This is a genomic window from Coprococcus aceti, assembly GCF_025567285.1.
Classification (GTDB): Bacteria; Bacillota; Clostridia; order Lachnospirales; family Lachnospiraceae; genus Coprococcus; species Coprococcus aceti.
Genome location: NZ_JAOQJT010000003.1, coordinates 176,101 through 200,845 on the forward strand (window position 1 = coordinate 176,101; position 24,745 = coordinate 200,845).

Genomic DNA, 24,745 nt, shown 5'->3' on the forward strand with positions numbered 1-24,745 from the left:
GATGAAGAAATTATGGCAAATGATAAAAGGCTGTCCACTGTTCTCGATACTCATAATATCCGGCGTGATAGTTACCGCAGGCGGTTATGTGGGAGCTGCGCTTGGCGTGTATAAATGGGATGTCAGCTTTCATCATCCTATGGCCCAGACTGTGCTGCTTGATGAGAGGGTGGCAACCGGAACTGATGCAACAAGCACGGATGCTCCGGGAAAGAGCGAGCTGACGTCGGAGTCCACGGGCAGTGCGGTTGCAGAGGAGCAGACAACGGAGGTGAAATCCACGGAGAAGCAGACTTCTGAGAATGCATCCACGGAGAAGACAACAGAGAAATCTACAGAGAAAGCGACCACCGAAAAGGCAACTACGGAAAAAGCAACCATAGATACAGGCGGTTCGGCTGCTCCGGTGACAAGACAGACTCAATACAAGAAGGTTAAGAAGAGAAAGGCAAGAAATAGCTGCTACAGAGATCTCACACAGATCGCTCTTGAGACCCAGTACCCATATATAAAGGTTGACAAGTCTTATTTTGACGATGCTCTGTTTATAGGTGATTCCAGAGTGGAAGGACTGGCGTTGTATTCCGGACTGGACAATGCAGAATTTGCATATATGGAGGGCCTTACTTCATTTGGACTGATGGGTGAGAAGATCGCCTCAAATGGAACAAAGACACTCACAGAGCTGCTTAAGAGCAAACAATTCAGAAAGATATACATCATGCTCGGCATAAATGAGGCGGGTTACGATACGGAGACATACGCATCCACATATATCGATGCGGTGGCCCAGATACAGGCGCTTCAGCCGGACGCAGTGATCTTTATGATGGGCTGCATGCATGTATCCAGCGACTATTCGGCAAGCCACGATATTGTGAACAATGACAATATCGATGACAAGAATGGTGCCATAGCTGCATATGCTGATGGAATAAAGCTTTTCTATCTGGATATGAATACGGTTGTGGACGATGGCAGGGGTGGTCTTGTAAAGGACTATACCTGGGATGACATACATTTGCAGGCGCAGTATTACAGTCTGTGGGAGCAGTATCTGTATGAGCATGGGCTCAAGGATGATGCTTTCAAATAGATAAAGTGCTGCGGGACCTGGCGGCATTTTATCATTATCGGGAGTTGATCAAATGGCAAAAAGACTGGTAATAAAAGATAAATATAAGGGAATCCTGTTCATAATCATGGCAGGGTTCTTTTTCTCACTGATGACCTTCTTCGTGAGACTGTCTGGAGATCTGCCAACTATGCAGAAGGCATTCTTTAGAAATGCAGTGGCCGCTGTTGTGGCCATTGCCATGCTCATGAGGACTGAGGAGAAATTCAAGATAAAGAAGAGCAGCTGGCCGGGAATCGCGGCGAGAAGCATATGTGGAACGACGGGGCTGATATGTAATTTCTATGCAATTGACAAGTTGAATATTGCGGATGCCAATATCCTTAACAAGCTTTCTCCGTTCTTTGCTATCATCGCATCATACTTTGTGTTGAAGGAACGGGCAAACCGGGTAGAGTGGGCATCTGTTGTGCTGGCTTTCGCTGGTGCATTGTTCGTTGTGAAGCCTTCGTTTCATATGGATTTTCTGTATGCCATGGTTGGTGTGGCAGGCGGCCTTGGGGCAGGAATAGCCTACACCTATGTGAGAAAGCTTGGAAAACAAGGGGAGCGCGGACCAGTCATAGTTATGTGTTTCTCAGTATTCTCATGTCTGGTGACGCTTCCATTTATCATATTGGACCACGCACCTATGACATGGCAGCAGATTGTGTGCCTGCTCTGTGCCGGACTTGCGGCGGCTGGTGGACAGTTCAGTATAACCGCAGCATACCAGAAGGCTCCAGCCAGGGAGATATCGGTATTTGACTACAGTCAGGTCATATTTGCGGCTATATTGGGATTTGTATTCCTGGATCAGATCCCTGACATGCTGAGCATTATAGGATATGTGATCATCATTGGAAGTGCAGTTTTCAAATGGTGGTACACCATGAGACAGGACCGCACTTAGCATGACCGGCAGGACTGAGAGTGGCAGTGCCTTGTACAAATACTTGTAGAATAATTGATATATACAAAAAGACGGATGTCAGAAATGGAAAATGGGTAAAAGTTTCATTGTCTGATATCCGTCTTTTTTATAAAAGTTATAAAGGAAGGTTTTAGGTGTTGTGACCGGACTTGTGAGGTATCCGGCCTCCCATCTATATAAATTGGATTGTTGTTAGTTTGAGTGACGGCAGATACGCTGGTGCTGCCTGGGCATGTCGCACATCTGCTGTCCTCATCAATCTGTATATATAATAAGATGGTACTGTGTACATTCTGTGTATCGGATGTTAAAGAAATATGTTCATAAAAGAAATAATATATAAAGCGTAAATAAATGTTCTATAAATGGTAAAGCTTCTGAATATAGTGAGTATAAGGTTGTGGGTATAGTTGCTGACATGTTAAAATGAAACACACATATGATCATAATTGGTGGATATATCAGATGACAATATTGGATAGAGCAGCTTTATTATGGAATAGTAAGGGGGATTAATATATGGATAAAGAAAAGGTTATACAGGAGCTTCAGGAGAGAACAGAGGAGATAAAGGAAAAGGCCGGGGAGCTTCATAAGGCGATAGAGGAGACTATATCGCAGAAGAAGCAGATGCATTACACGGAACTGGGCGGACAGGCCGGGCAGCCGGATGTGCCGGTTAAGGAAGGATACGGTCTGGTGCTCGGTGGCGGTGGTGGCCGTGGCTCCTATGAGATCGGAGTGTGGAAGGCTCTTGAGGAGTACAGAGATGTGATCGATATAAAGGCGGTATCAGGAAGCTCGGTAGGCGCACTGAATGCGGCATTGTACGCTTGCGGCGATCTGGATAAGGCTACACAGATGTGGTACGACATAACCAACGACAGGATACTGTCCAACAAGGATATAGACGAGGACAACAGGAACAAATGGTTTGAGTCCATCAAGGAGAAGCTTACGACCATAGACAATCCAGTCATACAGAGTGCAATAGAGTGCATAGGACTGGATGCTGTGGCAAAAGGCATGAGGATAAAGGATGGCTTCTTCTCCAGAGAAGGACTTATGGACATACTGGAGAATTCACCAGTACTTGATGGTGTGTCGAACAGTGACATGAGCTGTTATGCTACATGTCTCAATGTGGAGGGCAAGCCTACTCCTGAGAGATTCCAGCTGTCAGGCATGGAACCGGAGGAGATAGAACGTATACTTCTTGCTTCTTCAGCCATACCGGTCATATTCCCTATGGAGACGATAGACAAGACAAAGTATTATGATGGAGGCTTCTTCCTTGGGGGAGATAATGTGCCAATACAGCCTCTCTATGATGAGGGCTACAGAAAATTTGTCGTGGTGCATCTCGATGAGAGGAAGACCGATAGATACGATGATGCAGAGATGATACATATATATCCGTCTATTCCTCTTGGTGGTGCCATAGATGGCATGCTTGACTTTTCGCCTGAAGGTGTTGAGAAGAGGATAACACAGGGATATGACGATGCAAAGGCGGTGCTTGTTGAGAAGTTTGGCCCAAGACTGTTCTTCACCCGCCATGGGCAGACCGTGTGGAATGTGGAAAACAAGATATGTGGAGCCACGGATATTGAACTCACAGAGCTTGGACATCAGCAGGCGGAGCAGCTTGGTGAGATGATAAAGAATGGAGATTATCACATAGATGAGATCCTGTATTCGCCTCTGGTCAGGGCTTCGGAGACGGCAAGACATATATCCGAGATAACAGGAATTCCTATGAGAGCCGAGGAGAGACTCCGTGAGCAGTGTTTTGGCAAATACGAGGGAACAGCCAGAAACGGCGCTATATTCGCCAAGGCGAAGACGCATTTTCTGGATCACTATGAGGGCGGAGAGACCATGGTTCATCTGTGTCAGAGGGTGTACAATTTGTTAGATGAGCTTAAGGCTGAGTCGGAAGATTCCGGGAAGACATATCTTCTGGTTGCCCACAATGGAATATCAAGAATAGTACAGTCGTATTTCAATGATATGACAAATGAGGAATTCGCAGCATTTGGCATAAAGAACTGTGAGATAAGAGAATATAGATTCTGATCGCCACATGTGTGGTATCAGATGTAAAAAAGAGAAAACAGCAGGCAGATCAATATGATGTGAATGTGGTTTTCTCTTTTTTTCTGGGATATCCCCAAATGCTCCTGTAAATGTGTATAAAAGAATACTTGATATTATTTATCACTAATATAGTTGACACAGAGCCTACATATGTGCTAATAAATATATGAACATATAATCATGCGTTTAAATATCAACGTACGGCATGAGAGCTATGCGATGCGTTTATGGAGAATATAAAATGTGGAAAAGGAGAGAATCATGGGAGACAACAGTTTTTTGAAGATCAGTGGGATAAAGAAAAGCTTCGGTTCAGGGGAGAACCGAACTGAGGTACTTAGAGGAATTGATTTTGAGGTCGCAAAGGGCGAGTTCTGTGTGCTGCTTGGCCCATCGGGGTCTGGCAAGTCAACTCTGCTCAATATCATAGGTGGGATCGACAGCCCGGATTCCGGTTATATCTCCATAGATGGAGAGAAGACAGGGGATATGGATGAGAAGACACTGACCAGATATAGGAGAAAGCATCTCGGTTATGTATTCCAGATGTATAATCTCATACCTAATCTCAATGTAAAGGAGAATGTGGAGGTTGGAGCATACCTTAGTGATAATCCTTTTGATGTTGATGATCTGTTAAAGACTCTGGGGCTTTATGAGCACAGACATAAGCTCCCAAATCAGCTGTCGGGTGGACAGCAGCAGAGGACCTCGATTGGAAGGGCAATCGTGAAGAATCCTGATATACTTCTCTGTGATGAGCCGACAGGTGCCCTTGACTACAACACTTCCAAGGAGATACTTAAGCTCATAGAGGATGTGAACCAGAAGTATGGCAACACAATAATCATGGTCACCCACAATGATGCCATCAAGAATATGGCGGACCGGACTGTGAAGCTCAGGGACGGCATGATAAGACGCAACATTGTAAATGAGAACAAGATATCCGCTGTAGAGCTTGACTGGTAATTGGGCAGACAGGGTAGATGTTCAATAGGAAAGGGGATCTGTTATGAGAAATCCATTGTGGAGAAGAATTCCAAAGGAACTGAAGGAAGAGCTTGGAAAATATATAGTCATATTCCTGTTCATGGTCATCACGACGGGAATGGTGTCGGGCTTCATGGTTGCAGGTGAGAGCATGAAGAAAACCTACGACAATACATTTGACAAATACAACGTGGAGGATGGACATTTTGATCTGTCGGATGAGGCGTCTGACAATATGAAGGACAATATAGAGGATGAGGGCGTGAAGCTCTATGATATGTCGTATTATGAACTGCCTATGAGTAAGATCGGATCAGACTCTGATGGCAATAGTGGTAATGTGGAAGGCAATGCAGAGACAAAAGATGATACGGTGAATTCTGTAAATGATGCTGCAGATGATGGGGGAAGGACACTGAGGATATTCGCACCAAGACACGATGTAAATAAAATGTGCCTGATGGATGGTGAATTTCCTGTAGGAACTGATGAGATCGCCATTGACAGAATGTATGCGGTCAACAACGATATAGAGATCGGTGATGATATAAAAGCGGGTGACAAGGTATACAGCGTGTGCGGATTTGTGGCACTCTCCGACTACAGTACCATGTTCCAGAACAACAATGATACCATGTTTGATGCCACGATATTCGGAATTGCGGTTGTGTCAAATGAGGAATTTGATGATCTCCCGGAGAAAAATAAGACCTGGTCGTATTCATGGATGTACGATGATGGAATGCCGGATGAGGAGAACGATGAGAAAAAGCTGGCGGATGACCTTCTTGAGACTGTGTATACACAGGCGGTCATGAACGGCATTACGGTGGAGAGCTACATTCCAAGGTATCAGAACCAGGCGATCAACTTTGCAGGGGATGATATTGGCAGTGATACAAATATGATGAAATGGTTTGAATACATCGTCATAGTTATACTTGCATTTATATTTGCGGTAACCATCAGCAACACTCTGACAAAGGAAGCGTCGGTTATTGGAACATTGAGGGCTTCAGGATATACGAAGGGCGAGCTGCTTATTCACTACATATCACTTCCTGTCATAGTTACATTTGTGGCATCAGTGGTGGGAAACGTGCTGGGCTATTCGGTGTTTAAGGATATGGGTGCGCAGCTTTACTATGGAAGCTATTCCCTCACTAAGTATGTGACGTATTGGAATGCCGATGCATTTGTGCTTACCACAGTCATACCTCTTATAATCATGATCGTTGTGAACCTGTTAGTGGTAAACAGCAAACTGAAGCTCTCACCACTGAGGTTCCTGAGGCATGATCTCAGCAGATCAAAGAGAAAGAAGGCGGTGAAGCTGCCTCACTGGAAGTTCATGACAAGGTTCAAGACCCGTGTCATACTTCAGAACATTCCAGGATATGTGGTCATGCTTCTTGGAATTTACTTCGCACAGGTTCTTCTGATGTTCGGACTTATGTTGAATCCTATGCTGAAGCACTATCAGAATGACATATTGGATAATATGGTAGCTGACCACCAGTATGTTCTGGATTCACAGGTGGAGACGGCAAATAATAATGCGGAAACCTACTGTATGAAGACGCTAAGGACGACCGGAGATATAGATGATGAGATCATGGTGTATGGAATACACTCGGACAGTAAATATTTCCCGGTTAAGCTGGACGACGGAGATGTGCTGGTATCTGACAGCTACGCAGACAAATATGAGATAGTTGATGGCGACAAACTTGAGCTCAAGGAGAGCTATACTGATGACACATATGAGCTCAAGGTGACGGGTTCTGTGGTGTATCCGGCAGCCCTTGCGGTGTTCGTGACAGAGGGTGATTTCAGAGAAATATTTGACAAGGACGAGGATTACTTCACCGGCTATTTCTCGAATGACAAGCTGACCGATATAGAGGATCATGTAGTGTCAGAGATCACAAAGGATGATATGATAAAGGTGTCCAGACAGCTCACCAAGTCCATGGGAGGTATGTTCTACATAGTGGTTGTATTTTCACTTGTTATGTTCATGCTTCTCGTATATCTGCTCACAAAACTAATAGTGGAGAAGAACACGGTGTCCATATCCATGGTTAAGATACTGGGATATGACACAAAGGAGATCAGTAAGCTGTATCTGTCATCCACAACTGTCATGGTTGCGGTGGTGACACTGCTCGATATACTGCTCAGTTACCTGTCGATCAAGGTGATATACAGGGCAATGCTGATAGATATGCTAAGCGGATGGATGCCGATATACATGGCACCATGGATATTCCCACTCATGTTCGTGCTCAGCTTTACCTGCTATCTGGTGATCTCACTGTTGCAGATGAAGAGGATAAAGAAGATTCCTATGGACGAGGCGCTCAAGAATGTGGAGTGATGTGTCAAGCTGTGTTCAGGTATTATGAAAAAAAGAGAAAATTTTGTGCTGTAAATCCTCCGAATCCCTGGAAAGGATACATGGATTAGAAGTCGTGTATCTTTTCAGTGGGAATCCGGGAGTTTGAGCACAAAATTTTCTTTTTTTTGCTATTTTGTGGGAAATGTTCCCAAAGCTGTCAGGTTGCCGACCCGGACAGGCTCATGCCAGCTAGATGGTTCCTGTGACGGTCACGGTTGCCGTTCCCGGTGTTGTGGTGATGACTCCCGTGGCTGTATTCTGTGTGAATGTTGCTGCTGGAACAGTGATCTGTCCGGCAACTGTTGCGAACTCGCCTGTTGCTTCATTGTAGGTGTAGCTGGCTGGCGCTGTCCATGCATTTCCATTGTATGTCACAGTGATTCCGGTGAGGATCGGATTGAAGGTATCTGTGATGATGACGTTGTCACTTGCGGATGCCTCGGTGTTGCCGTAGTTCTCTATAAGGAAGGTGTAAGTGATCTGACCATTCTCTGCAACTATGCTAGGACTCACAGACTTTGTGATGGCGAGATCGGGAGCTGCAACAGGGGAAACCGACTCAGTTGCAGTGACTGCGTTGGTAAGTCCTGCGCCGGTTACTGTAACAGTGTTGGTCACGGAATCCTCATTGCCTCTAGGTGTAAATTCATTTGTTGTTGTCTCATATATAATAGTAGCATTTCCACCCGCTGGAACGGAGATTCCAGTGAGTGTCAGCGGAGCTGCAGCACCGACAGCCGGAGGGGCTACCAGAGTTCCATTGGTGTAGTATCTGATGGAATCCGGAATATATGTGAGAGGATATACTGTTGTATTTCCCACTGCATATGCTCCCAGATTATCTGTGAGAGACAGACCTGTGAGTGTGGTAGTTCCGGAATTGATGAGACTTATCACATACGTGATCTTATCCGGTGTTCGGTAGGTGTCCACCACAGCCGTCTTGGAGACTGTGAGGACTTCAATGATTTCTCCAGTTATGATATTGGAATTGGTGGATCCTCCGTTGTAGGACAGAGTTGCCTGATTAGTGAATGTTGCCATTACTTTACCTCCGTATTGTGTTGTCAGAGGTTTATATACCTCTGATATAAAATATGTGCTGTGGAGGCTTTGGGTTACAGATATTACTCACCATCTGCGGCACATTTATGTTATACTAAAAGATAACTATGTGGTTTAAAGAGCTGTTTTTATATACAGGAGGAATATAGGTGAGAAGGAAAAGGTGGTCGTACCTGATTGCCTGTGTGGTGCTGGCAGGTGGGCTGGCAGCGCCTGGCACATATACCAAGGTGTACGCGCAGGATTATGAAAATGTAGAATACGTAACCAGTGTGTCAGAGCTTAGAGATTCCATGGACGAAGCTGATGTGGTAAACTCGGCCGATGTGATGGATAGAGGAGCGGATGTCGACGCAGCGGCAATGTACAGCAGTGAGTCAGCCGACATATACAGTCTTCGCAGGATCATATTGTATACAGATGAAGTGCCGGAGACCTATGGCGCGACAACAGTCATCTGTTATGACAAATACGATTACTATGTGCTTGGCTACGATACCGAGGTAGCGACGAGACAGGCATACGAAAAGCTTCAGGAAGAGTACGAGCCTGACAAATGTATGCTTGATCAGGTCATATATTCAGAAGATGTGTTGGCGGATTCAGATTTGGATTCAAATTCGTATGCTGCACAGCGGAACGTTGATGCCATGCTTGCCGCATCGGAGACATATAAGGCTGTAAGCTGGGGCACAAGGTACATGGGAATGGACAGGCTCAAGGCGGAGGTGTCAGAGTACAAGCTGGATGCTAAGGTAAATGTGGCGGTCATAGATACCGGAGTTAATTCCTCGGATACTCTGTTTGAAGGCAGGATAAATGAGGAAGGAAGTATGAACTGCTGCGAGGGCGAAGACCGGAGCGACTACGGAGACAACATGGGACATGGAAGTCATGTGGCGGGTATAATAGCGGATGCGACACCGGACAATGTCCGGCTCACGATCATCAAATGTTTCACAAGCCGGGGAGCAACCACAGTGTCAACGGTACAGCAGGGAATCATGGCTGCGCTTGACAGCGGTGCGGACGTGATCAATATGAGCTTCTGCTTCTATGGTAAAAATGCAAGTGACAACACCAGGTCGAAGCTTGACGAATTGTTAAAAAGTGCAAAAGAAGATGGCGTCATCATGTGTGTGGCAGCAGGCAATACGAACAGCACTGTGAACAACTGGGAGATCAGCGACGTGGAAGGTGTGTCATATCCTGCGGACAGCAGTGATGTGATAACAGTGTCGGGGCTTATGCAGAAGGCTGGAACGGAGGTGACAGCAGACAGGATATCGACGGATGCGGTGAAATTTGACGATAGCTATTCTTACTATGGAAATGCTGTAGATTTTTCCGCTCCCGGAACGAAAATAACATCGGCGTGGAAGACCGGAACAAATCATGGGTTTTCCACTTCAGGAACATCCATGGCGGCTCCGCATATATCAGCGGCGGCGGCCTACGTGAAGCTGGCGGAGCCGGAGCTTGACAGTAGTCAGTTGAAGAGCAGACTGATATCATATTCCGTGGATCTGGGAACAGCGGGAAAGGATAAATACTACGGTTACGGTTGTCCATACATGGCGGATTATTTTGCTAATACATTTGGCGGAAAACATCTGGAGACAAAGGTTGGAACCTGTGCGGTGGAAAGTCTTGGAAATTCGAAGGATGGACTGAGACTGTCGTGGACTTCGGCGGATAATGCAAGTGGGTATAAGATATACAGGAAAACTGCGACAAGCGCATACAAATGTATAGCTGAGATAAAAGGTTCAGGAGTCAGAACATACACTGACAAGACTGCGGCGGCTGGAATCAGATACAGATATGCGGTGAGGGGCGTGAACGGCACGGCCGAGGGACAGCCGGCGGCTACAAAGGCACTGGTCAGACTTACCCAGCCGAAGTACAACGTGAAGAATGCATATTCCGGCGTGAAGGTATCCTGGAACAAAGTAAAGGGCGCAAGTGGATACAAAATATACCGCAAGGCACCGGGGCAGAACGGATGGAAGCAGTACAAGGTGCTGTCAGCGGGAACGCTCACATTTGTCGATAAGAATGTGACTAATTACAGAAACTATACATACACGGTCAAGGCGTTCAAGGGTACTTCTGCAAGCTCGTATGATACTGCGGGGGTCAGGTTGTACAGGATGCCGGGATGCAAGGCGAAAACGGTCAGATCAAATTCCAGAAAGACGATGGATGTAACATGGAACAAGGTCAGGTATGTCAGCGGGTATCAGATCCAGTACAGTACATCGTCGAAATTTGACAGATATAAGGTGGCAACGATAAATAAGTCCACAAAACTCAGACGCAGGATAAGCTCTCTGTTCTCAGGAAAATATTATTATGTGAGGATGAGAACCTACAGAAGAGTTGGCGGCAAGACCATTTATGGCGGCTGGAGCAGTGTACAGCGCGTAAAGGTAAAATAGTGAAAGGCAGATAAGATGGCAGAAAATAAGAATTTGGAAAAATACAAGATCTCCACGATGGAGGATGAAGAGGATTATTTTGACAATGTGGAGATGGAGCTCGACTACAGCATCAGTATAACTGAGGGCTCCATGGAGCTTGGAAAGGACAATATAAAGGAACAGAAGAAGTACATGCGTGACAGCCATGGAGACATGGACGACGAGGAGTTCCTGCAGAACATGCAGTCGGTGAACAATGATGAGGCATTCCTCAGAAGAGCTGCGAAGCGCCTGGAGGTGTATGAGCACCAGAAGAAGGTGCCGTACTTTGGCAAATTTGTATTCAAATATAAAGATGACGAAGAGTATCTCCCGGTATATGTGGGTATGAGCGGTTATCAGTCAGATATGAATGGGCAGCAGCTTGTGTACGACTGGAGAGCGCCTGTATCCTCTATGTATTATGCTTATGAAAAGGGACCGGCATCCTACAATGTCCATGTGGATGACATGGAAGATGACGAGTTTTCTGGAGACATAGTGGAGAAGAAACAGTTTCTGGTGTCAAATGGCAGACTTAAAGACGCGGTGGATACTGACTCCAACATCAACGACGCCATATTGCTGGAGGCCCTTGGCGGCAACAGTGGTGTTAAGATGAAAAATGTGGTGGCTACCATACAGAAGGAGCAGGATGCGATCATAAGAAACCGCACGGCGTATAACCTTATAGTGGACGGCCGCGCCGGAAGCGGTAAGACGGTCATAGCCATGCACAGACTGGCGTGGCTGTTGTACAACTACAAGACACTTGAGAGTGACAATGTCATGATACTGTCTCCAAACAGTATATTTGGCGATTATATATCAGAGGTTCTCCCGGAGCTCGAGGAGAACAGTGTGCCTGAGAAGGAATTTGACAGTCTGCTTGAGGAGCTTCTTTTCATAGAGGAGGAATATGAGAGCAAGCTGGATCAGTCGGAGTTCATTATAGACAGCGGCGATCAGGACAACCAGAGGATGAGAAATATCAAGGTCAAGTCGTCCATCTCTTTCTACGACAGTTTCAATGAGTATCTGGACAGGTATGTGTCAGGTATAAAGTTCAGAAATTTCCACTATCAGAAGGTGGAGTATACAGGCGAGGATATAGCTGCCATGTTCAATGGAAGATTTGCAAGAAAACCTGTGTATGAGAGATTCGAGAACATAGCATACTTCATAGTAGACAGGGTGGAGGATAATTCACCAAAGGAGTTCCCGGACGAGAAGAAGCGTAATCTGGCAAGGCAGATACAGAAGCAGATGGTAAATTTATTTGCAGAGAGGAATCTGGTTGAGCTGTATGTTGGATTCCTGGCGGAGATGGAGAAGAAATATCCGGGTATATCGGAGTACAGAAATGAATATGGAAAGATATGCTATGAGGATATCCTTCCTATACTTTACCTGCAGGTGTATTTCTACGGATGTCATTCCTACAACAATATCAAGCACCTCGTCATAGATGAGATGCAGGATTACAATATATTCCAGTATGCGGTGATAGACAGGGTGTTTGGCTGCAGGAAGACTATCCTCGGCGACAGGTATCAGGTGCTCTTCTATGATCCTGAGGAGACTGTTGTGGATGTTCTGACGAAGATATTTGCAAAGAGGAACGGACAGGGCGGCTATGAGCTCAAGGAGCTGTTCGCGTCGTACAGATCCACGGCGGAGATCACCGAGTTCTGCAACGGTATACTTGGCGGAGAGGGCGTAGGCGGCAACACTGTGGAGAGACACGGCAGGGTGCCTGAGGAGATACAGTGTGAGTCACTGGATGAAGCTGTGGAGTTCATAAATGACAAGCTGAGCTACGGAGACATGGACGCCTACGACAACATAGCTATCCTGACAAATGACGAGGCAGACGCCTACGAAGTGTACAAGCAGCTTTCGGAGTACACCGAGGTGACGCTCATCACCAATCAGTCGGTTGTCTATGCGGGCGGTGTGGTCGTACTTCCAAAGTTCCTTGCAAAGGGAATGGAGTTCGATGCGGTGTATGTCATGACGGATGGTGCCTACGACGGCAGCATGGTCACAAGACATGCGCATTATATCGCCTGTACAAGGGCGCTCCATGAGCTGTATGTGCTTGATGTGGTTCAGCCACAGTAGTTACACAGAGAAAGAAATATTATAACAGCTATATTATACGGAAAAACAGCGATTATAACAGAACAATATATGATGTGCTATACGGCATTTCCGCCTGAGTGGAGATGCCGTTTTTTTAGTGCTGCTATATGGTGGATGCGCACCTGGGCAGAATTGCGACTGTGAGTGTCAGAACTCTGTAAATTATTCGCCAGCTAATAATTGAGATTTGTGTTGATTGTGCAAAAATTATACATAAATAGAGATAACGCATTTTTATTGTTGCAATATCTACAAAGAAATGTTATTATTAAGGAAACGGGGAAACTAAAAATAGTTTCTGAGTTTCCTGAGCGGGAAGTATGTACAGGAAGCTGACAGACACGGATGAACAGGAGGGAGTTATGGACGGAGAAGCACAGCAGCAGCTTAAATTGAGGATATATGAGGCGACCATAGAGGAGTTCCGGGAGAAAGGATTCAAATTCACCATGGACGATATGGCAAGACGACTTGGAGTGAGCAAGAAAACCATATATCAGGTCGTCAGGGACAAGGAATCATTGTTCTTTGACACGGCGACATATATATACGAGCAGATCAAGAGAAGTGAGCAGGCGGTCATGGATGACGACCACCTGACCACTGTGGAGAAGATAAAGGCGATACTCATAGCCATGCCGGACAGCTACAGCGAGCTGGACTGGAGGCAGATATACCAACTGGAGAATTCATATCCACGGATATTTGCCAGGGTGAGAGTAATGATGGAGCAGCAGTGGGATAATACCATAGAACTCCTGAAGCGCGGAATTGACGAGGGTGTTATAAGGAACATTCCGATTCCAGTCATCAAGACCATGTTCGAGGCCACACTTGAGAAATACATGGAGACTACAGTCCTGATAGACGCGGGACTTACATTTGACGAGGCGGTGCAGTATACACTTGATGTACTTATGGATGGCATATCCTGTAAGGAGTAGGAACCGCTATGAATGAAGTGATTATATGGAATTGATGCCCGCGGCCGGTTTCATTCACTGGGGCGAGATGGGCGGTATATATAAAAGACAGGAGGTTGTGTTATGGGTAAGAGATCTGAGGTTGTATTTGGCAACAGGATGAGCAGTCAGGTCGTCAAAAAGGCGGAGAACTCCAAAGAGAGATTTGTAAAAAGATTCGGTGATGACAGTGACGTGGATTATCCTCTTGCAGTTGTGAAGAATCCGTATATTGGAGATACTCTCGGTGTCTCCAATATTGTGATCGACGGCGGAGTCTGTGATGATATACCGGATGGCGGCCGGGAGGAATTTGACAGGGACAAAGGAATCATAGTTGGCAATATCAGGATGGGGTTCGGACATTACAGAATATCCATGGCGATAGCGTCTGCAGCGAATCATCTGGGATACAAGCCGTACTGGATGGATCTCAATTCCTACAGTGAGACCACGGGAGGAAAGGTTATTGAGGCGCAGAACAAGCTCTATTCCATGGGATCCAGGATATCGGGAAAGAGCAAGGTTTTCAACAAAGCAGTGTGGGAGCCGATGAACTATGAGGGTTTCAGGAAGCTGTCATACAATGCCTCGGATCAGATGAATGCGGAGCTTATGACACCGGTGTTTAGGAATGTTCCAAAGGATATCCCGCTTGTGGCTACACATGTGTGGCCTGCCCAGGCGGCGGTTCATGCAGGGATGAAACATGTGGTGAATGCAATCCCTGACAACTGGCCTATGGCGCTCCACCTTGCGGAGGGAAGCCTTCACACGGTTCAGACCAGATCGGCATACCTCGGATACAGAACCCTGAACGGAATGCAGGGCGACGAGGTGCTTAAGCCTATGCCCGGTGATTCAATCAGATACGTTGGACACTATATAGACCATGAGCTGGTGGCAGCCATAGAGGAGGACTGCGACAGGAGAATAGAGAGAAGAAAGAAAAAGGCACCGATGCGTTTCCTTCTCACCATAGGAGGTGCCGGAGCACAGAAGGATATATTTGCAGCTATCATCAGGACGGCGCTTGCCAGCGTGAAGAAGGGCAACATGGTCCTGTATGTAAATGTGGGCGACTACATGAACGTGTGGGAAGAGCTGGTGAGAGAGATACCCGCCATGGAGAGCCTTGTCACTACACATTTCGATGACTGGAGCGACACCACAGCATTTGCGGATAAGGCTCTTAAGGAAGAGGTGTACGGAATACACGCATTTTGCCATGAGAATATATATGAGGCTGTGTACTGCACCAACCTTCTCATGAGAAGCTGTGATGTACTCATAACGAAGCCGTCTGAGCTGGCCTTTTATCCAGTTCCAAAGCTGTTCATCAAGAGAGTTGGCGGGCATGAGCAGTGGGGGGCGATACACTCGGCGGAGATCGGAGATGGAACACTGGAGTGCCGTGATATACCGCACACTCTACAGATGATGAAGCTGTTCATGCAGGATGACAGCATACTCACAGATATGTGTGAGAACATAAAGCGGAACAAACTGGATGGAATATACGACGGAGCGTATGAGGTCGTAAAACTGACGATGGATATGAAGAACTGAGAATGGAGGGTTACATTATGTATAAGGTAAAGAAGAAAGAGACATTTATACCATCATCAAATGGCAAGGACAAGCTGCACGTTATCGTGTGGGAGCCACAGGGGGAGATAAGAGCGATACTTCAGATATCCCATGGAATGATAGAGCTGATAGACAGATATGATGAATTTGCGAGATATCTTGCTGCGAAAGGCTTCGTAGTTGCAGGAAATGATCATCTGGGACACGGACTCACGGCGGCAAATATGGATGAGCTTGGATATATGAATGCCTATGATGCGAGCAAGGCAATAGTCGCGGATCTCCACAGGGTTACGAGAAGTCTGAAAAAGGCGTACAAGGGAGTTCCGTTTTTCCTGATGGGACACTCCATGGGTTCATTTATGGCGAGACGATACATGAGTGACTACGGCTGGGATCCAAAATATCCGTCACCTTACACGGAGGGCTCAAGTGTGGACGGTTTTATCTGCATGGGAACTGGAAGCATGCCTGAGTATATGCTGCAGATCGGAAGACTTGTGTTGGAGCTTGAGAAGAGTCAGCACGGCGAGAGATACAGAAGTACCCTCATGGAAGTGTTGGCATTTGGAACATACAACAGGGGTATCCCGAAGACCACTATCGTGGACGGTGAGGTGAGAAAGAGGACGAATAAAGACTGGGTGAGTCGTGACCCGAAGCGCGTGGATGCATATGTGGATGATCCGCTGTGCCAGTTCTCATTTACCCTGAAGGGCTACGAGACGCTGTTCAATACACTCCACTATATACAGGAGGACAGGAACATAGCGAAAATACCGAAGAATGTGCCGGTTCTGTTTGTGTCCGGTGACAGGGATCCTGTTGGACATTACGGCAGGGATGTTCTGAAGCTCTACGAGTTATACCACAAGAGAGTTTCGCACAATGTGGCATGCTATCTGTATGAGGACTGCAGACACGAGATACTGAATGAGCTGTGCAGGGATAAGGTATTTGACGATATTGACAAGTGGCTTGAGACAAGGCTTGCAGATATAAAAGGTTAGGCCTTTAAGGAGGTTATATATGGGAGAAAATTCACAGGATAATACACAGAATGGCGCACCTACGGGCGGCCTTCAGAAAAAGACAAAGATAGCCTACGGAGTAGGGGCCGTGGGAAAAGACATGGTGTATATGCTGGTAGCCAGCTATATACTGTACTACTACAATTCTGTGCTTGGTGTCAGCTCAGTGTTCATAGGAACAGTGCTGATGGTGGCGAGAGTGTTTGATGCATTTAACGATCCTATCATGGGTATCGTGGTGGCAAAGACCAGAAGCAGATGGGGAAGGTTCAGACCGTGGATATTCTCGGGAACCGTGCTGAACGCGGTTGTCCTCTATGCGATGTTCGCCGTGCCGGAAAGCATGGGAGCTGGTGGGATGAAGGTGTTTCTGACAGTGACATATTTCCTGTGGGGAATCACATACACGTTGATGGATATTCCGTACTGGTCCATGATCCCGGCCATCACTGAGCCGGGCAAGGAGAGGGAGAATCTGTCTGCACTTGCAAGATCCTGCGCGGCGTGGGTTCTGCCATCCCTACTGTACTTACTATGATAGTAGTTCCAGCCATCAGCGGCGCGGCCCTGGCGGCGGACAAGCTGAAGATCACGGATTACCGCATCGGCTTCAAGTGGTGGGCTCTTCTGGTTGCAGTGGTGTTCGTCATCTCGGAGGCCATTTGCGTGGCAAATGTAAAGGAGAGGGGTGACACAGTAGTGGAGTCCCATGGCATAGGTGAGATGTTCCATTCGCTGGTGACAAATGACCAGGCTCTGGCGGTGGTCATCACCATCGTGCTCGTAAACTCTGCACTCTATATAACAAGCAACCTGCTCATATATTTCTTCACATATGACATAGGAAGTGAGAGCGGATATGCGCTGTTCTCCGCATTTGGCGGCGGTGCGCAGATACTTGCTATGATGCTGTTCCCGCTCTTTAGAAAGAAAATGTCCAAGAGAAAGCTGTTTGTACATTCGGTAGTATATGAGATCGTCGGATATGTGATGCTGCTTGCCTGCAGCCTTGCCGGTGTTACCCGCATGACGGTGGGCGGAGTGCCTTGTTGGTACGTTCTGTTCATCCCGGGACTTCTGGTATTTGCGGGAAGCGGACTTCTAAATGTGCTGATAACTGTGTGTCTTGCCGACAGCATAGACTACGGAGAGTACAAGAATGGGCAGAGAGATGAGAGCGTCATATGCTCCATGCAGACATTTGTAGTAAAGCTTGCATCGGGAGTTGCAGTGTTCTTTGCCGGACTTGCGATCAAATGGGTCGGACTTATCCAGCCGGCAGATGGAACATCGGAAATCATAGAGCAGAGCACAGGAACTCTCATGGGACTTTCCATGATGATGACGGTCGTTCCGATAGTCCTTCTAATCATAGGACTTGTATTCTTCATCAGGAAATACAAGCTGACCGAGGAGAGGATGCAGGAGATCATGACGAAACTTAGATAGGAGGAACCGCTATGAACGAAGTTCATACTTGGAATCGGTTCCGACGACCTGCCCCGCTCGCTTATGCGAGAGGGGCGATACATATTAGATAGGAGGAACCGCTATGAATGAAGTTCATACATGGAATCGGTTCCGACGACCTGCCCCGCTCGCATGTGCAAGAGGGGCAATACATATTATTAGGAGGAATCGCTATGATCAGATATATAGAAGAACATCAGGTATTCATACTGGAGACAAAGTCGACGCAGTATGCCATGTGCGTGCGCCCGGATGGACACCTTGAGCACCTGTACTACGGTGGCAGGAGTCTGGACTGCGGAGATCAGAATATTGTGGGACTTTGGGATGTGGCACATGACCGCAGCCTGTTCGAGACCGGCAATGCCATAGCGCTGGATGGTGGACTTACCTTAGAAAGTCTGCTGCAGGAACTGTCGTCAACCGGCAAGGGGGATGTCAGCGAACCATTTGTCTGTATGACCCATGCAAATGGCAGTACGACCTGCGACTTTGTGTACGAATCATACGAGATAAAAAACGGCAGGGATGAGCTTGAAGGACTTCCGTGTGCGGTGGAATATCATAGGGGGACATATGGCAGATTCAACACAGTAAATGAGCAGCAAGGCACAGAAGTGGGAAGCGGTGTGGCTGGTGGATTGCAGAGCATACAAGCATATGAGCGACAGAATACAGCGGGCGAGGTAACACAGCTCACAATAACCCTCCGGGACAAATTCTACAGACAAAGGCTTGAGCTAATATATGTCACATGGGATGACTGCGACGTGATAACCAGAAGTGCCCGCCTGACAAATGAAAGTGATGACGTGGAGCGGGTGGACAGACTTATGTCCATGCAGTTTGATATGAGAATGTATCAGGAATATGACATGATACATTTCGGAGGAGCCTGGGCAAGGGAAATGCATAGATCGGTGCATCCTGTAAGGCAGGGAAGAGTGTCTGTCTCATCGTCGACCGGAACCTCGGGCAGCAGGGCCAATCCGTTCTTCATGGTGGTTGAGCACGGCAGTTCAGAGGAACACGGTGAGTGTTACGGCTTCAATCTCATATATTCAGGAGACCATATGGAGAGCTGTGAACAGAATTCATATGGACGTATGCGTATACTCAGCGGCATCAATCCGGAAGGATTTTTATTTGCGCTTGAGCCGGGACAGTCATTCCAGTCGCCGGAGGCGGTCATGACATATTCAGATTCAGGATTTGGCGGTGTCAGCAGTCATATGCATGCATTTGTCAGAAGACATGTAGTCAGAGGCCGCTGGGCGGATCGGGAGAGGCCTGTTCTGCTGAATAGCTGGGAGGCCGCATACTTTGATATAAATGAGAAGAAGCTGCTGAAGCTTGCAAAAGAGGCAAAGAAGTGCGGCATAGAGCTGTTCGTCATGGATGGCGGCTGGTTCGGACACAGGGACAATGACACATCCTCACTTGGAGACTGGCAGGAGAACCGCAGCAAGCTTCCGGGCGGAGTGAAGCAGCTTGCGGACAAGATAAATGCACTTGGACTTGACTTTGGCATATGGGTAGAGCCGGAGATGGTGAACGAGGACAGTGATCTCTACAGGGCACACCCAGAGTGGGCGGTCAGAGTGCCGGGACAGAGCCATGCCGAGGGGCGTCATCAGATGATTCTGGATCTCACCAATAAGGATGTGAGAGACCATATAGTGGAAGCCATGACAAATGTGTTCTCATCTGCCAATATATCGTATGTTAAGTGGGATATGAACAGGATTATGTCTGACCGCTACAGTCAGACGCTGCCGCCTGACAGGCAGAGTGAATTTGGACACAGATATGTGCTTGGACTCTACGACATCATGGGAAGACTCACGGAGCGTTTCCCTGAGATATTGTTTGAGGGATGTGCCGCCGGGGGAAACAGATTCGATCTCGGTATACTGTGTTACATGCCGCAGATATGGGCGAGTGATGACACGGATGCCAGGGAGAGGCTTGAGATACAGACGGGTTACAGCTATGGCTACCCTATGTCGGTAGTCAGCAGTCACGTGTCCGGATGCCCGAATCACCAGACACTCAGAGTCACCCCGCTTGAGACGAGATTCGGAGTGGCGGCATTTGGCGTGCTGGGCTATGAGTGCAATCTGTGCGATATGAAGAAGAAAGATCTGGAGGCAATAGAAGAGCAGGTGGAGTTCTACAAGAGACACAGGCGCACACTTCAGTTCGGCGAATATCACAGGATCGAGAATGGCACAGTGTCAGATCTCCGGAGAAATGTGTACCAGTTCATGACGGTTTCCCCGGATGGCTCCGAGGCGGTGTCCTGCTATTATGAGGGACAGGTGATACCGAATTACACTTACAAGCATATGCGGACTAAGGGACTTGACGAGAATGCAGTTTATGTCATGGAGGGCAGAAGCCTGCAGTACAGCGTAAAGCTCATGGGAGATCTCATCAACACTGTTACGCCGGTGCATGTGAAACCTGATTCCCTGACCCAGAGTGCGATAGACAAGGTGGTAAAGCTTCAGGGCGAGAAGGAATATGTAAAGGCGTCCGGTGCAGTGTTTAACCGCGTTGGAGTGAACCTTGCTCCGAACTTTGCGGGAACTGGCTACAACGACCAGACCGCTCTCTGGACAGAGCATGGACTGAGGTTATATACCTTCACCAGACAGTGATATATATGATCACATGCAAATGCTCATATATGGAATTGAATCACAGGAAAACTTACATTATAAAAATAGTGGAAATAATATATGGAATGTGTTATCTTACTCTTATAGAGAACTGTTCCTAATAGAAAATTATAAATACCAGAAGGAGGACTATACAATGAGTGAGAAGCGTAACACATGGCAGAAACAGGTCATATACTCTGTTATAAAGGAGCTCAAGACTCATCCTACAGTCCAGAGTCTGATAGATGAACTGGAAAAGAGAGGATATAAGATAGGCAAATCAACTGTGTACAGGGTGCTCTCTGATGCGGTTGATGAGGGAATTGTCATGAATGTGTATTCAGGGGACAAGATGGAGCATTTTGATGGCAATACCGAGAATCACTATCACATACGCTGCAAGGTATGTGACAGGATATTTGACAGTGAGCTTCCATATCAGGATTCCATCACACAGATGGGCGTGGAGGCGGACAGCGATTTCGTCATACTGTCACACAACCTGGAATTCATCGGGATATGTCCATCCTGTAAGGAGAGTCTGAAAAGTCTGTGATGGGGAAATGCAAAAGACCGGTACACATAAACGCATATTGTATGCGGTGTATGTGTACCGGCCTTTTTGTATGTGCAGGCAATGCCAAGAGCCTGTATCTTATCTGCTCTGTCAGTCTCTCTTTTTCTGTGAAATGATATTTGCAGATTTTATTTCCTTCTTTATAAATTCAGGAATCGCGGAATTGTCTTTCTGGTCAGATTCAGGTGTGTCCGGCTGCGCCTCAACTGTATGTGAGTTTACACTTATAGGATCCACGCGTGGATTGCTGATAAATGTCTTGTTGGCCGAAGGCTTTACAACTGTCATTCCGAGGATGGACTTCTTGTTGCGAAACTCTCTTTCCTCCTCTGGTGTGCGCTCAGGGGCGGCATCCACCAGATTGCCGTCTCCGAAAAGGTCTATCTCAAAGCTGCTGTCATTTTCCGCCTGCTCATCATCCGTATCGTCATCCAGCGCATCTGTAATTATCGGTTCTGCGTGGATGGAAGTATCCGTATCGTCGTCTGCAAATGCACTGTCGAGATCAGGATCGTATTCATCAGCAAATGCGCTGTCAAGATCAGGGTCATATTTTTCATCTGATTCAGTGTCGCCAAATTCAGAATCGGAGTCGACATACTCCTCAGGCTTTTCAAAAAATGTAGGATCTATATCGAGCTTGAAGTCGACCTCTGAGTGACCCACTTCAATGCCGCAGTCGTTGAACAGCTTGGTCGTGTAGCAGTTTTTCAGCTTCTCGATGAGTTCAGTGTTTTCGTACTTGAGCTGTTCGAGTATGTTTGCGATTATCATTCCCTGATATTCATCCGTCCATCCGTCCTCAAGCTTTACTGCGATACCGAGCTTCATGCTCTTTATCGCCATACATATAACACCCCTGGAGCCGTCCTTCATTATGAGGTCAGGATTCTGGTTGATATAATATGAAGGTGTTCCGTAATCGTTGATCTTCTCAGGATATTTGTGGATGCATGAGAAGTTGTAGTCTATAGTCTCCCGGAGTTCGTTTGACAGGCTGAATGGATCCATGAGCTTTGCGTAGGACATGGCGATGCTTCTAAGTGGCAGTGCAAATACCGGAACTCCACAGCCGTCTATGCCGAGCCCGATCTTGAATGTAGGGGTCTGGCTGAGCATGGATATGAAATTGATTATCTGCTGCTGTACAGGGGAATCCTTGAGCTGATAGCCGTCCGGCTTACCGGTGAGCTCTCTCTGGAGCAACATAAGGCTGAAATGTTTTCCCGAGCAGCAGTGCTGAAGTTTGCTCTGTCCCTGCCTTGGGTGGAGCTTTGACCTGTCGGTGAGCTTTGCCGCCAGCGCTGAAGCTGATGTGGAAGCGCATGGCTTCATGATCATGTCATCGGGATTCAATCCTGTCTTGCGCGAGATCTCCTCCAGCACAAATATATGATGGTTGCTTCCCCAGTGGGAAGAGTTGAACATGGCAACATCCTCGTCGGTGAGGTTGAACCTTCTGTGAAGTCCTGCCAGCAGTGTAGGCAGCACCTGTATAGGCTTGCTTGCGGAACGCATGAAAGTCTGTTTCTCTATGTCGCCAAGGTAGGCGATTGTATCTCCTGTGGATGACACAACTGCGATGGAGCCGCGGTGTGCATTCTCAACAATATTACCACGGTATTCTTTTACTAATATCTCTGACATATATTCAACACCTCATTTGTATTTTGTATGATTTTCTTCCGATATAGTCATTATATGAAAAAGATATCCGTTTGCAAAATGAAAATTACATAATATATAAGAAAAATATGAGAAATGTAATTGAGTGTAAGTAAGTAATAACTAAAAAATATCGCCTGATACTGACAAAATACATCATTTGTCATATATACCCTGAGTAAAAAATGTTTAAAAAAATCGAAAAATGCGTATTTTTTTTGTGAAAATGCATAAAAAACTTTGATTATTATAAAAAGGATGGTATAATGTCTTTATAATTTTGCATGGAGAGGTGACTTACATGATTAAAAAAGAAATGATCGCCATGCTCCTTGCTGGTGGACAGGGCAGCCGTCTTGGGGTTCTTACATCCAAGCTTGCCAAGCCAGCGGTAGCATTTGGCGGCAAATACAAGATAATCGATTTCCCACTGAGCAACTGTATCAACTCGGGGATTGACACAGTAGGTGTACTTACACAGTACAGACCACTCAGACTTAACCAGCATATCGGAATCGGCATTCCTTGGGATCTCGATAGAAACATTGGTGGTGTCACAGTGCTTCCACCATACGAGAAGAGCAACAACAGCGAGTGGTACACAGGTACTGCCAACGCTATCTACCAGAACATAGAGTTCATAGATTATTACAATCCAGACTATGTTCTCATACTTTCCGGTGATCATATCTACAAGATGGATTATGAACACATGCTTGACTATCACAAGTCCATGAATGCGGATGTGACACTTGCCACATACCAGGTTCCATGGGAGGAGGCAAGCAGATTCGGAGTAGTTATAACGAATGATGACGGCATTATCTCAGAGTTTGAGGAGAAGCCGGAGAACCCAAGAAGCAACAAGGCTTCCATGGGTATATACATATTCAACTGGAAGATCCTCCGCGAGGCACTTGTTACCATGAAGGATCAGCCGGGATGCGATTTCGGTAAGCATATTATTCCATACTGCCATGAGAACGGCAACAAGATATGTGCATACGATTTCAAGGGATACTGGAAGGATGTAGGAACTCTCGGTTCATACTGGGAGGCCAACATGGAGCTTGTCGACATAGTTCCTGAGTTCAATCTGTATGAGGAATTCTGGAAGATATATACGAAGACAGACGCCATACCACCTCAGTACATAGATGAAGCGGCAAAGGTATCCAAGTGTATCATCGGAGAGGGAACCGAGATATACGGAACCGTTGAGAATTCAGTTATAGGCTCTTGTGTAACCATAGGAGAGGGTGCGGTCGTTAAGGATTCGATTATAATGAATGGGGTTACGATCGAAGCTGGTGCCTATGTTGAAAAGGGAATCATTGCCGAGAATGTCAAGGTTGGTGCAAATGCCAAGCTTGGAGTTGGTGAGGAAGCTGTCAATGAGATGAAGCCTAATATCTACGCATTTGGCCTTGTTACTATAGGTGAGAACTCAGTTATACCTGAGGGCGTAACAATAGGTAAGAACACTGCAATATTCGGTGACACAGATCCTTCGGATTATCCGGACGGAACACTTCCGAGTGGCGGTAGTATTATAAAGGCAGGTGAGTAG

General features: G+C 46.7%; 15 protein-coding genes and 2 pseudogenes. 15 read left to right on the forward strand and 2 right to left on the reverse strand.

Annotated features, from left to right (window positions below):
* Window position 1: 1 nt before the first annotated feature.
* The 6 genes and pseudogenes from OCV54_RS05690 to OCV54_RS05715 all read left to right on the forward strand — a co-directional run bounded on the left by OCV54_RS05690 (window position 2) and on the right by OCV54_RS05715 (window position 7,521).
* Window positions 2–1,096 carry a GDSL-type esterase/lipase family protein gene (locus OCV54_RS05690; RefSeq protein ID WP_055223033.1) on the forward strand — a complete coding sequence of 365 codons (1,095 nt, stop codon included), beginning with the start codon at window positions 2–4 and terminating at the stop codon, window positions 1,094–1,096.
* Window positions 1,097–1,148: 52 nt separating this feature from the next.
* A complete protein-coding gene (locus tag OCV54_RS05695; RefSeq protein ID WP_015533681.1) occupies window positions 1,149–2,027 on the forward strand; it encodes a DMT family transporter in 879 nt (292 codons plus the stop codon).
* Window positions 2,028–2,678: 651 nt separating this feature from the next.
* Window positions 2,679–3,362 (forward strand): annotated as a pseudogene (locus OCV54_RS14810) (patatin-like phospholipase family protein); the annotation flags it as partial.
* A gap of 201 nt (window positions 3,363–3,563) precedes the next feature.
* Window positions 3,564–4,127 carry a histidine phosphatase family protein gene (locus tag OCV54_RS14815; RefSeq protein ID WP_334290611.1) on the forward strand — a complete coding sequence of 188 codons (564 nt, stop codon included), beginning with the start codon at window positions 3,564–3,566 and terminating at the stop codon, window positions 4,125–4,127.
* A gap of 282 nt (window positions 4,128–4,409) precedes the next feature.
* Window positions 4,410–5,120 (forward strand): ABC transporter ATP-binding protein, encoded by a 711-nt coding sequence (locus tag OCV54_RS05710; protein ID WP_022217259.1) that lies wholly within the window; start codon window positions 4,410–4,412, stop codon window positions 5,118–5,120.
* Window positions 5,121–5,163: 43 nt separating this feature from the next.
* The gene (locus OCV54_RS05715; protein ID WP_055223035.1) at window positions 5,164–7,521 is read left to right on the forward strand and encodes an ABC transporter permease; all 2,358 of its coding nucleotides are present in this window, start codon (window positions 5,164–5,166) and stop codon (window positions 7,519–7,521) included.
* A gap of 210 nt (window positions 7,522–7,731) precedes the next feature.
* Here the strand turns inward: OCV54_RS05715 and OCV54_RS05720 are convergent, their stop codons facing one another.
* On the reverse strand, window positions 7,732–8,586 hold the full coding sequence (locus tag OCV54_RS05720) for a hypothetical protein (RefSeq protein WP_055223037.1): 855 nt from the start codon (window positions 8,584–8,586) through the stop codon (window positions 7,732–7,734).
* A gap of 170 nt (window positions 8,587–8,756) precedes the next feature.
* On the opposite strand from OCV54_RS05720, the gene OCV54_RS05725 reads away from it, so the two are divergent.
* The 8 genes and pseudogenes from OCV54_RS05725 (at window position 8,757) to OCV54_RS05760 (ending at window position 21,489) form a co-directional block, all read left to right on the forward strand.
* Window positions 8,757–11,048 carry a S8 family serine peptidase gene (locus OCV54_RS05725; protein ID WP_055223040.1) on the forward strand — a complete coding sequence of 764 codons (2,292 nt, stop codon included), beginning with the start codon at window positions 8,757–8,759 and terminating at the stop codon, window positions 11,046–11,048.
* Between the two features lie 15 nt (window positions 11,049–11,063).
* Window positions 11,064–13,193 (forward strand): HelD family protein, encoded by a 2,130-nt coding sequence (locus OCV54_RS05730; protein WP_055223042.1) that lies wholly within the window; start codon window positions 11,064–11,066, stop codon window positions 13,191–13,193.
* Between the two features lie 383 nt (window positions 13,194–13,576).
* Window positions 13,577–14,158: a TetR/AcrR family transcriptional regulator gene (locus OCV54_RS05735; RefSeq protein WP_070099096.1), complete on the forward strand. Its 582-nt coding sequence runs from the start codon at window positions 13,577–13,579 to the stop codon at window positions 14,156–14,158.
* 102 nt (window positions 14,159–14,260) lie between these two features.
* Entirely contained in the window at window positions 14,261–15,745 is a 1,485-nt protein-coding gene (locus tag OCV54_RS05740; RefSeq protein ID WP_055223045.1) for a DUF6937 domain-containing protein, read from the forward strand.
* Between the two features lie 17 nt (window positions 15,746–15,762).
* Complete coding sequence (locus tag OCV54_RS05745; protein ID WP_055223047.1) at window positions 15,763–16,776, forward strand: alpha/beta fold hydrolase; 1,014 nt, start codon at window positions 15,763–15,765, stop codon at window positions 16,774–16,776.
* A 19-nt stretch (window positions 16,777–16,795) separates the two neighbouring features.
* Window positions 16,796–18,246, forward strand: a pseudogene (locus tag OCV54_RS05750) (glycoside-pentoside-hexuronide (GPH):cation symporter).
* A gap of 194 nt (window positions 18,247–18,440) precedes the next feature.
* The gene (locus tag OCV54_RS05755) at window positions 18,441–20,930 is read left to right on the forward strand and encodes an alpha-galactosidase (RefSeq protein ID WP_055223050.1); all 2,490 of its coding nucleotides are present in this window, start codon (window positions 18,441–18,443) and stop codon (window positions 20,928–20,930) included.
* Window positions 20,931–21,087: 157 nt separating this feature from the next.
* Window positions 21,088–21,489 carry a Fur family transcriptional regulator gene (locus OCV54_RS05760; RefSeq protein WP_055223052.1) on the forward strand — a complete coding sequence of 134 codons (402 nt, stop codon included), beginning with the start codon at window positions 21,088–21,090 and terminating at the stop codon, window positions 21,487–21,489.
* A gap of 111 nt (window positions 21,490–21,600) precedes the next feature.
* Here the strand turns inward: OCV54_RS05760 and OCV54_RS05765 are convergent, their stop codons facing one another.
* On the reverse strand, window positions 21,601–23,157 hold the full coding sequence (locus tag OCV54_RS05765; protein WP_055223054.1) for an asparaginase: 1,557 nt from the start codon (window positions 23,155–23,157) through the stop codon (window positions 21,601–21,603).
* A gap of 319 nt (window positions 23,158–23,476) precedes the next feature.
* Between OCV54_RS05765 and OCV54_RS05770 the strand changes: the two genes are divergently transcribed.
* The gene (locus OCV54_RS05770) at window positions 23,477–24,745 is read left to right on the forward strand and encodes a glucose-1-phosphate adenylyltransferase (protein ID WP_022217270.1); all 1,269 of its coding nucleotides are present in this window, start codon (window positions 23,477–23,479) and stop codon (window positions 24,743–24,745) included.

Excerpts from the sequence above, each read along its gene's own strand:
- OCV54_RS05690 (WP_055223033.1), top strand. The coding sequence starts at position 2 with ATGAAGAAATTATGGCAAATGATAAAAGGCTGTCCACTGTTCTCGATA.
- OCV54_RS05695 (WP_015533681.1), top strand. The coding sequence starts at position 1,149 with ATGGCAAAAAGACTGGTAATAAAAGATAAATATAAGGGAATCCTGTTC.
- OCV54_RS05710 (WP_022217259.1), top strand. The coding sequence starts at position 4,410 with ATGGGAGACAACAGTTTTTTGAAGATCAGTGGGATAAAGAAAAGCTTC.
- OCV54_RS05715 (WP_055223035.1), top strand. The coding sequence starts at position 5,164 with ATGAGAAATCCATTGTGGAGAAGAATTCCAAAGGAACTGAAGGAAGAG.
- OCV54_RS05720 (WP_055223037.1), bottom strand. The coding sequence starts at position 8,586 with ATGGCAACATTCACTAATCAGGCAACTCTGTCCTACAACGGAGGATCC.
- OCV54_RS05730 (WP_055223042.1), top strand. The coding sequence starts at position 11,064 with ATGGCAGAAAATAAGAATTTGGAAAAATACAAGATCTCCACGATGGAG.
- OCV54_RS05735 (WP_070099096.1), top strand. The coding sequence starts at position 13,577 with ATGGACGGAGAAGCACAGCAGCAGCTTAAATTGAGGATATATGAGGCG.
- OCV54_RS05740 (WP_055223045.1), top strand. The coding sequence starts at position 14,261 with ATGGGTAAGAGATCTGAGGTTGTATTTGGCAACAGGATGAGCAGTCAG.
- OCV54_RS05745 (WP_055223047.1), top strand. The coding sequence starts at position 15,763 with ATGTATAAGGTAAAGAAGAAAGAGACATTTATACCATCATCAAATGGC.
- OCV54_RS05755 (WP_055223050.1), top strand. The coding sequence starts at position 18,441 with ATGATCAGATATATAGAAGAACATCAGGTATTCATACTGGAGACAAAG.
- OCV54_RS05760 (WP_055223052.1), top strand. The coding sequence starts at position 21,088 with ATGAGTGAGAAGCGTAACACATGGCAGAAACAGGTCATATACTCTGTT.
- OCV54_RS05765 (WP_055223054.1), bottom strand. The coding sequence starts at position 23,157 with ATGTCAGAGATATTAGTAAAAGAATACCGTGGTAATATTGTTGAGAAT.
- OCV54_RS05770 (WP_022217270.1), top strand. The coding sequence starts at position 23,477 with ATGATTAAAAAAGAAATGATCGCCATGCTCCTTGCTGGTGGACAGGGC.